At 45.4% G+C, this 4,111-nt stretch carries 5 protein-coding genes; 4 read left to right on the forward strand and 1 reads right to left on the reverse strand.

Annotation, left to right across the window (positions count from 1 at the left end; translation table 11 throughout):
* From ACFQ2O_RS20375 to ACFQ2O_RS20385, 3 genes are all read left to right on the forward strand, one after another.
* The coding region (locus ACFQ2O_RS20375) for a hypothetical protein (protein WP_377532429.1) at positions 1 to 483 on the forward strand (483 nt) is incomplete at its 5' end.
* On the forward strand, positions 467 to 1,150 hold the full coding sequence (locus tag ACFQ2O_RS20380) for an SCO family protein (RefSeq protein WP_377532432.1): 684 nt from the start codon (positions 467 to 469) through the stop codon (positions 1,148 to 1,150). The genes ACFQ2O_RS20375 and ACFQ2O_RS20380, both read left to right, overlap by 17 nt.
* A complete protein-coding gene (locus ACFQ2O_RS20385) occupies positions 1,137 to 1,550 on the forward strand; it encodes a c-type cytochrome (protein WP_377532434.1) in 414 nt (137 codons plus the stop codon). The genes ACFQ2O_RS20380 and ACFQ2O_RS20385 overlap by 14 nt, the downstream gene beginning before the upstream one ends.
* 103 nt (positions 1,551 to 1,653) lie before the next feature.
* Here the strand turns inward: ACFQ2O_RS20385 and nudC are convergent, their stop codons facing one another.
* Entirely contained in the window at positions 1,654 to 2,583 is a 930-nt protein-coding gene (gene nudC / locus ACFQ2O_RS20390) for an NAD(+) diphosphatase (RefSeq protein ID WP_377532437.1), read from the reverse strand.
* A 450-nt stretch (positions 2,584 to 3,033) separates the two neighbouring features.
* On the opposite strand from nudC, the gene ACFQ2O_RS20395 reads away from it, so the two are divergent.
* Entirely contained in the window at positions 3,034 to 3,750 is a 717-nt protein-coding gene (locus ACFQ2O_RS20395) for a DUF4397 domain-containing protein (RefSeq protein WP_377532440.1), read from the forward strand.
* Positions 3,751 to 4,111: the final 361 nt, after the last annotated feature.

Genomic DNA, 4,111 nt, shown 5'->3' on the forward strand with positions numbered 1-4,111 from the left:
AAGTATGGCTGTTGTACTTATGTGGCCATACGCACGCTTAGCAACATCATGAAGAAAACATTTATACTACTGTCTTTTCCGCTTGTCTGTCTTTTCAGTTGTAGTGCAGGCAATGCAGAGGTAGAAGAAAAAGCAGTCCTCGAAAGCCGTGTCATGAGCGTTCATGATTCAGCGATGGCCAGAATCGGGGAGATTTACAAAATTCGCCGCCAATTACGAGCCCTGCGCGATACAATGGAGATACAGCAGGCTGACACTGCTGTTTTAGGTGCCTTGCAACAGGAAATAAACTCGCTTAACCAGGCCGACGAGGTAATGATGCAGTGGATGCGCCAGTACAAAGCACCTGATACCTTACAGGCCAAAGCTGCAAAGGAATACCTGCAAAACGAATTAGTTAAAATTGAACGCGTACAAACTGTTATGGATAGCTCTATACAGGCCGCACAATCAACTGCAAACAAGTATGACCAACAGAAATAAACTCAGCTTAAAACGTATCCTTACAAGCGCTGCATTAGCACTGGCAGCCCTTGTTTTTTATGGTTGCGACAGCAGCAGCTCTGAAAAAACGCTGCCGATATTCGGGGAGCGAGAGACTGTGGAGCGTACGGTAAACGGTGAGGTTGTAACAGATACAATTTACCACCAGATACCTGATTTTGCCTTTGTGAATCAGGATAGCCAGCGCGTAACGCAGGAAGCGGTGCAAGGCAAAATTTACGTGACAGATTTCTTTTTTACCACCTGCCCAAGCATCTGCCCAAAAATGAAAAGCCAGATGCTACGGATATATGAAGCTTATAAAGATAACCCGCAGGTACTGCTACTGTCTCACTCCATCGATCCGCAACACGATACAGTTGCCGTTCTACGCGACTATGCCGACAGACTGGGGATAGAAACAAATAAGTGGCACCTGCTCACCGGCGAGAAAGACAGTATATATGATATTGCTACAAAGTACTTGGTGGCAGCTCAGGAAGATGAAGGTGTAGCCGGTGGTTTTGCCCATGGCGGCAATTTTATACTTGTAGACGGAGAGCGCCACATCAGGGGCAACTACGATGGCACTGTGCAGGAAGATGTGGACAAGCTAATAGAAGATATCGAGGTGCTGCTGAACGAAAAGAAGCATGAGAAAAAGTAGATTTGTAGCGGTGGTGCTGGGTATTTTTACGCTCACCACCCTTACACAATGTTTCACAGAAAAGCAGGATGAAGGCAAGCGCCTGTATGAGCAGCAATGCCAGAGCTGCCACCTGGAAGATGGAAGCGGCCTGCGAGGCCTGATACCCCCCATTGCCAAGGCAGATTACCTGCAAACACACCGCGATGAGCTGCCTTGTATTATTCGCCACGGGTTGCAAGGCCCCATAGTTGTAAACGGCAAAGAATATAACAAGGAGATGCCCGGCCTTGAGGCGCTACGCGAAGACCAGATCACGAACCTGCTCAACTACATCCAGACAAATTACGGCAACAACAACCAACGCTATACTTTTGAAGAGGTAGAACAGTTGCTGGAGCAATGTCCGGTTCCCCAATAATTTTTTTAGCACGATAAATCAAAAAGCCCTGCATGTGCTGGACATGCAGGGCTTTTTGATTTATCGTGTAGAGGCGCATTTATCCAGAGGAGCTCTACTGCTCTTACAACAGGTCCTGCAGCTTATACCCTTCTTCGGCATCAAACCAATCCCGGATCAGCTCAAAAGCAATGGAGAATTGCGGCGGCAGCAGCAGCGTACTGTGTTGCAGACCTTCTTTTATTTCATCCCGTGTAAACCATCGCGCATCCTCCAGTTCTTTGTTATCCACCTGTATGGCACGATTTGCAGCCACTGCCTTAAAGCCTACCATAATAGAGCCCGGAAAAGGCCAGGGCTGCGAGGAGTGATATGTGACAGACTGTAAACTTACGCCTGTCTCCTCCATAGCTTCTCGGGCTACAGCCTGCTCCAGCGTTTCGCCTGGCTCCAGAAAACCAGCCACCACGGCAAACATACCTGTCGGCCATACTTGCTGGCGCCCAAGCAGGCAGGCATTGCCTTCCGCTATGAGTACAATCACAGCAGTGTCTGTGCGAGGGATATGGTGCCTTTTACAAGCTTCGTTAGTACAGTACCGCACATGGCCAGCTTCGTGGCTAACGGTAGGGCTTGCACAGTTTTCGCAGTACTGATGGTGCAGGTTCCAATACACCAGACCACGTGCATAGGCCAACAGTGCCCCATGTTCTTTACTTAAATGCAGAGCCACCTTTCTGATGTCGTGCAGGGCATAGCCTGCAGATAAAAGGGATGTAAGTTCCTCTTCCTGCTCTGCTGCAAAGCCCAGGGCAAAGTATGGCACCTCCCCTTCTGATCCTAAGTATACTTTTATACTTGCAACTTGCGCCAACCCCGCTGCCTCGGCACCTGACAGCAGCGCTGCTTCTTTTGCATTCTGGGTAAGCAGGTTTAGGTTGTTTAATACTATTAGTACCCGCACTTTTTCATCATGCCAGAGCGACTCCAGCCTAGCTTCATCGGCTCGTATTTCTGAATAGCGGTTAAGCGGGTTATGTGAAAAATAATTCATCTAATTTAGTTTTGCAATGAAACAGTTACACAACTTATCACTGTTATACAGCCAGCTGTCAGTGCTGTATGTTCTCTTAAACAGAAAAGGCCGCCGCAGGTTTTTAAATATACGCTTTGAAAAGTATGTGTATTTCAGAGTATGTTGATGCTTATACTTTACTTATTTTCAAACTTGTTCCCTAATATTTAGCTGTTTAGCATCATCAACTTGAGAGCAAGAAAGATTAACAGGTGCTTTGTATAGGAGCACCTGCTTGAAAGGTAATTTTGCTAATCCCATGTATAAAAGCATATCTTTGGTTATGCCTGATTTGCATATTAGATGGCAGCATGGCAAAAAAGTAAAATACCCTTTGCAACCGAAGCCCCTGTTTCAGGGTCTATTGATCAAAGGAGCCCCTGAAGGGGCTTACAGCTTTTAAACACAACCCAATCATCATTACTTTTTATGAAAAACCCTTTTAAGAAATCTATTGTTAGTAAAGCCGCCCTGCTCTTTTTCAGTGTAGCTTCTTTTTCGCTTACAGGTTGCATTGATGATGAAGTCGATCCAGTAGAACCAACTCCGGTTGCAGCTGTTTCGTTTTATCATGGATCACCTGACGCTCCAGATCTAGACATTCAACTTGATTCTAAAGTTATTAATAGCCAACCATTTAAGTATACTAGCTTCTCTGGCTATACCCGTTTAAGTCCGGCAGCGTACCGTATTAAGTTTACACCTGTGAACACTGCCACAGCTTTTGTTGACTCTAGCTATACTTTTAAAGATGGTAAAGTATATTCTGTATTTGCTGTAAACAGGCAAGCGGATATGGAGTTACTTATAGTACAGGATAGCACAAATGCACCGGCTTCAGGCAATGCGGTGCTACGTGTGGTTAACTTGTCTCCTGACGCCCCGGAAATTAATATCAGCACCAAAGGATCAACTGCTGTTACGGTTGCCTCTGATTTGGCATTCAAGGAGATTACTCCATTTGCTGCATTAGCTGGTAACAGGTATAGTTTTGAAGTAACATCAGCTGACAACAATGAGGTACTACTTACTATATCCAACATCGACATTGAGGCAGGGAGAGCTTACACCTTGGTGATTCGTGGCTTTGCAACTCCGCCAGCAGGTAACACGAATGCTTTAGCAGCACAATTTATCAGAAACTAAGCTTTGCTTAGCAGCTCCCTTAAAAACCGCAGCTTTCCGCTGCGGTTTTTTTGTGCCTTTGCGCCAGAAGTGCACGGAGCTATTGTTTATAGTCAGCAAAGTAGGAGCTCTTTTACTTAAGCCATACCGGTAAATAATGTGCTTATTAGAAATGCACAATGCATGCCCCTCGAATTTACGATTCAAACCTTGCCAGCTTAGCCAAAAAGTAAAGGCCTCCAAAAGCCTAGATCATAACCTGCTCAACACGCTTATGTGTACGGATTGAGAAAACTCTACCAATTAAGTCCTACTTCTAATGCTGTTGTAGTAATATCCTACAGCTAAATAACTTAAAATAAGACCATACCTAAGTTGCCTT

The organism is Pontibacter rugosus (assembly GCF_042678745.1).
GTDB lineage: Bacteria > Bacteroidota > Bacteroidia > Cytophagales > Hymenobacteraceae > Pontibacter > Pontibacter rugosus.

What these genes read in the sequence shown, in the direction of transcription:
- ACFQ2O_RS20380 (WP_377532432.1), top strand. Translation starts at nt 467, where the DNA reads ATGACCAACAGAAATAAACTCAGCTTAAAACGTATCCTTACAAGCGCT.
- ACFQ2O_RS20385 (WP_377532434.1), top strand. Translation starts at nt 1,137, where the DNA reads ATGAGAAAAAGTAGATTTGTAGCGGTGGTGCTGGGTATTTTTACGCTC.
- nudC (WP_377532437.1), bottom strand. Translation starts at nt 2,583, where the DNA reads ATGAATTATTTTTCACATAACCCGCTTAACCGCTATTCAGAAATACGA.
- ACFQ2O_RS20395 (WP_377532440.1), top strand. Translation starts at nt 3,034, where the DNA reads ATGAAAAACCCTTTTAAGAAATCTATTGTTAGTAAAGCCGCCCTGCTC.